The following is a 4,305-nucleotide window of genomic DNA, read 5'->3' on the forward strand; positions in this document are numbered from 1 at the left end:
CCAGCCGGGCCTTGGCGCCCGTGGCGCCCGCCAGCTTGGTGGCGATCGCGGCCTGCATCTTCTCCCACACGCGCGGCACGCCGAAGAACACCGTGGGGTGCACTTCCTGCAGGTGCTCGCCCAGGCTCTCCAGCGAGCGCGCGAAGTAGAGCTGGTAGCCCGCCAGCGCGTGGTTGCAGATGGAGCCATGCTGCTCGGCGATGTGCGCCAGCGGCAGGTAGGAAATCAGCCGGTCCTGCGGGCCCACCTGGAAGGCGGCCGACAGCGCGGCCGAGGTCCAGCTCAGGTTGGCGTGCGTCAGCTCCACGGCCTTGGGGTGGCCCGTGGTGCCCGAGGTGTAGATCAGCGTGCCGATGTCCTCCTCGCGGATCGCGTCCATGCGGCGCTGCACCTCGGCATCGTGCTCCATGCCGCCCAGCGCCAGAAACTGCTCCCAGGCCATGGGCGCGGCCACGCCCTCGGGCACCTGCGGCTGGGCATCATCCGGCGCTTGGCGCATGAGCACGGTGGCGCGCAGGCGGGCCAGCGCCTGGGGCTCTGCCGCTGCCTTGGCCCATTGCGTCTCGTTTTCCACCAGCAGCACGGCGCAGCCGCTGTGCTCGACGATGTAGGCGATCTCGTTGGCCGCGCTGCTCCAGTAGATGCCTGCGGCCATGGCACCCACCATCATGGCGGCCAGGTCCATGGTGGTCCATTCGGGGCGGTTGAAGCCCAGGATGCATACCGCGTCGCCGGGTTGCACGCCCAGCGCCACCAGCGCACGGGCGGCCTGGCGCACCTGCTGGGCGTATTCCTGCCAGGTGGTGGGCTGCCAGCTGCTGGCGTCGCGCTCGAAATAGGCGGGCGCCTGCGGCTGGCGCTGGCTGGTGGCCACGAAGCGGGCCGGGATGCTCTGGAAGCGCTGGTCGCGCGCGGCCTGCGGCCCGCTCTGCGCTGGGGAGGTTGGCATGCGTTTGTCTCCAATTTTTTGGGGTAGCCTGCAGCGTTGCGTGCAGGCGGCGCGTCGGCCCCTCTGGCGGGGGCCTGTCGCGCACAGGCCGGGTGAAGTTCAGGCCAAACCCAACATTTGGCGGGCCTCGGCGGGGGATGCAATGGCGCGGCCCGCGTTGCGTGCGCACAGCGCCAGCGCATCGATCAGCGGGCCGTTGCCGCTGGCACGGCTGCCGTCGGGCAGGTAGAAGGTGTCTTCCAGGCCGGTGCGCAGCATGCCGCCGAGGTCGGCCGTCTTTTGGTGCACGGGCCAGATCTCCTGGCGGCCGATCAGCGTGCTCTGCCACACGGCGCCGGGGGCCATCCACTGCGGCAGCAGTTCCAGCAGGCGCGCGTCGCAGGGCATGCCCGAGGCCACACCCATCACCAGGTTGTATTCGGGGCGGCCCATGGCGGGCTTGAGCATGCCGTTCTTGATGTACATGGTGACCGAACGCACGATGCCCACGTCGAAGCACTCGAACTCGGGGTGCGTGCCGCATTCCTCCATCACGTCGAGGAACTGCTGCACCTTGGCCACCGGGTTGTCGAACACCATGGGTGGCCAGGCCCAGCTGCCGTCTTCCTTGAGCTTGAGGTAGTTCAGGCTGCCCGCGTTGCAGGCGGCGATTTCGGGCTTGACGCGGCGGATGCAGGCGAGCGGCCCGCTGATGTCCTTGCCGATGACGCCCGTGGTCAGGTTGATGATGACGCCCGGGCAGGCCGCTCGGATGGCGTCCACCACCTCCTGGGCCACGTCCGGGTCCCAGCTGGGCATGTGGCCCATGCCGGGCTCCTGCGCGCGGATGTGCACGTGCATGATGCTCGCGCCCGCGTTGTAGGCGTCGCGCGCCTGCGCGGCCATCTGCGCGGGGGTGACGGGCACCGGGTGTTGCTGGGGGTTAGTCAGCACGCCGGTGAGGGCGCAGGTGAGGATGGCTTTTTCATGCGTCATGCGGGGGCCTCTTCGGTGATGTCGATTTCTGCGAGCACGCTGCCTGCGGCAACGCTGTCTTTGATCTGGGCGTGCAGGGCTGACACGGTGCCGCTGGCGCGGGCGTGCAGCCACATTTCCATCTTCATGGCCTCCACGCACAGCAAGGGCTGCCCGGCGGTGACCTGGTCGCCCACGGCCACGGCCACGGCGCACACCGTGCCTGCCACCGGGGAACGCAGCTTGCTCGGGTCCAGGGCCGGGTCGTTCTGCGGGAAGGGCGACAGCTCGGCAAACTCGTGCACCGTGGCGCCCAGCGCCAGCGTGATCTGTCCGCCGCTCATCTGGCACACGGCACTGCGCTGCACGCCGCCCTGGCGCCAGGTCAGGCGCTCGTCTTGCCAGCGCACGCTGTCGAAGGTGAAGCCTTCTGCACCCGCCAGTTGCACCTGCACCTGCGCTCCGTGGGGGCGGATGCGCACGGCGCGCTGTTCGCTGCCACCCGCGAGCACCAGTGTCGTGCCCCAGGTGGCCACGCTGTCAGGGCGGCGGGCGCCGCCCTGCTGTGCGGCCAGCGCGGCCGCCGCCAGGGCCCAGGTCAGCGCATCAGGCTGGGGGCGTCGCAGCAGGGGCTCGCCCGCCTGCTGCCACTGGTCGATCAGCGTGGTGTGCATGCGTGCTTCGCGGAAGGCCGGGTGGTCCAGCAGGTCGCGCAAGAAGCGTGCGTTGTGGCGCAGGCCCAGCAGCGGGGCGTCGTCCAGCGCGGCCATGAGGCGGCGGATGGCGTCAACGCGGTCGCGGCCATGGGCAATGAGCTTGGCCACCATGGGGTCGTAGTAGGGGGTGACTTCGCCGCCCTCGCGGATGCCGGCGTCGATGCGCACTTCGCCAAACGCGGCTTGGCCCCGGGCGCGGCCCGCCAGCGCCTGCTCTGGGCGCCAGTAGCGCACGGCGCCGGTTTGCGGTGCGAAGCCGTCGTAGGGGTCCTCGGCGTACAGCCGCACCTCGATGGCGTGGCCGGACAGCATGATGTCCTCCTGCGCCAGCGGCAGCGGCTCGCCCGCGGCCACGCGCAATTGCCACTCCACCAGATCCTGGCCGGTGATGCACTCGGTCACCGGGTGCTCGACCTGCAGGCGCGTGTTCATCTCCAGGAAGTAGTGGTGGTTGTCCGCGTCCACGATGAACTCGACCGTGCCCGCGCCCCTGTAGCCCACGGCCAGTGCGGCGGCCACGGCGTCGGCACCCATCATGGCGCGCATCTGCGGCGAAACCACGGGGGAGGGCGCTTCCTCGATCACCTTCTGGCGGCGGCGCTGCGCCGTGCAGTCGCGCTCACCCAGGTGCACGGCGTTGCCGTGTGCGTCGGCGAAGACCTGGATCTCGATGTGGCGGCCGTTCTCGATCAGGCGCTCCAGCATCAGCGTGCCGTCGCCAAAGGCGCTGGTGGCCTCGCGCCGCGCGCCTTCGATGGCCGCCTGCAACTCGCTGTCGTGCCGTACCAGGCGCATACCGCGCCCGCCGCCGCCCGCCACCGCCTTGACCAGCAGCGGGTAGCCGAGTTTTTTCGCCTCGGCCACCAGCGTGGCGTCGGCCTGGTCTGCGCCCAGGTAGCCGGGGGCGCAGGGCACGCCAGCGGCAATCATGCGCTGCTTGGCCAGGGCCTTGTCCCCCATGGCTTCGATGGCGCTGGGGGTCGGGCCGATGAAGACCACGCCCGCGTCTTCGCAGGCCTGGGCAAAGGCGGCGTTCTCGCTCAGGAAGCCGTAGCCGGGGTGCAGCGCATCGGCCCCCGAGGCGCGGCAGGCGCCCAGGATGGCGTCGAACTGCAGGTAGGACTCGGCCGCCGGTGCGGGGCCGATGTGCACGGCCTCGTCGGCCAGCGCCACATGGGGGGCGTCGCGGTCGGCGTCGCTGTACACGGCCACCGTGCGGTAGCCCAGCGCGCGCGCGGTGCGGATCACGCGGCAGGCAATCTCCCCCCGGTTCGCAATCAGGATTTTGGAAAAGCTCATGTCGGAACCCAGTTCGGTTTGCGTTTCTGCAGGAATGCGCCGGTGCCTTCTTGCCCCTCGGGGCCCTGGGCAGCGCGGGAGAAGATGGCGGCGGCCTCATCGACCAGTGCGGCGGGTGCGTTCCAGCGAGCCTTGGCCATCAGCGCCTTGGTGGCGGCCAGCGCACCGGGCGCGCAGGCCAGGATGTCGGCCAGCACGGCCTGCAGCGCGGCGCCCACCTCGGCGCTGGCCACTTGCTGGTGCACCAGGCCGATGCGCAGGGCCTGCGCCGCATCCAGCTTGCCGCCGGTCACCGCCAGGCGCTTGGCCTGCGAGTAGCCCAGGCGCTCGACCAGGAAAGGCGCGATCTGCGCGGGCACCACGCCCAGCGAGGTCTCGGGCAGGCGG

General features: G+C 70.7%; 4 protein-coding genes. All 4 read right to left on the reverse strand.

Going from position 1 to position 4,305, the window contains the following annotated elements; genetic code table 11:
• Positions 1-949, reverse strand: a 949-nt coding sequence (locus ACE3QP_RS21530) for an AMP-binding protein (RefSeq protein ID WP_374439093.1), incomplete at its 3' end; no start/stop codon positions are given.
• A 99-nt stretch (positions 950-1,048) separates the two neighbouring features.
• Positions 1,049-1,924: a 3-keto-5-aminohexanoate cleavage protein gene (locus ACE3QP_RS21535; RefSeq protein WP_374439095.1), complete on the reverse strand. Its 876-nt coding sequence runs from the start codon at positions 1,922-1,924 to the stop codon at positions 1,049-1,051.
• The gene (locus ACE3QP_RS21540) at positions 1,921-3,918 is read right to left on the reverse strand and encodes a biotin carboxylase N-terminal domain-containing protein (RefSeq protein WP_374439097.1); all 1,998 of its coding nucleotides are present in this window, start codon (positions 3,916-3,918) and stop codon (positions 1,921-1,923) included. The genes ACE3QP_RS21535 and ACE3QP_RS21540 overlap by 4 nt, the downstream gene beginning before the upstream one ends.
• A partial coding sequence (locus ACE3QP_RS21545) for an enoyl-CoA hydratase-related protein (protein ID WP_374439099.1) occupies positions 3,915-4,305 on the reverse strand: 391 nt, incomplete at its 5' end. The genes ACE3QP_RS21540 and ACE3QP_RS21545, both read right to left, overlap by 4 nt.

It is taken from the genome of Inhella sp. (assembly GCF_041912635.1).
Classification (GTDB): Bacteria; Pseudomonadota; Gammaproteobacteria; order Burkholderiales; family Burkholderiaceae_C; genus Inhella.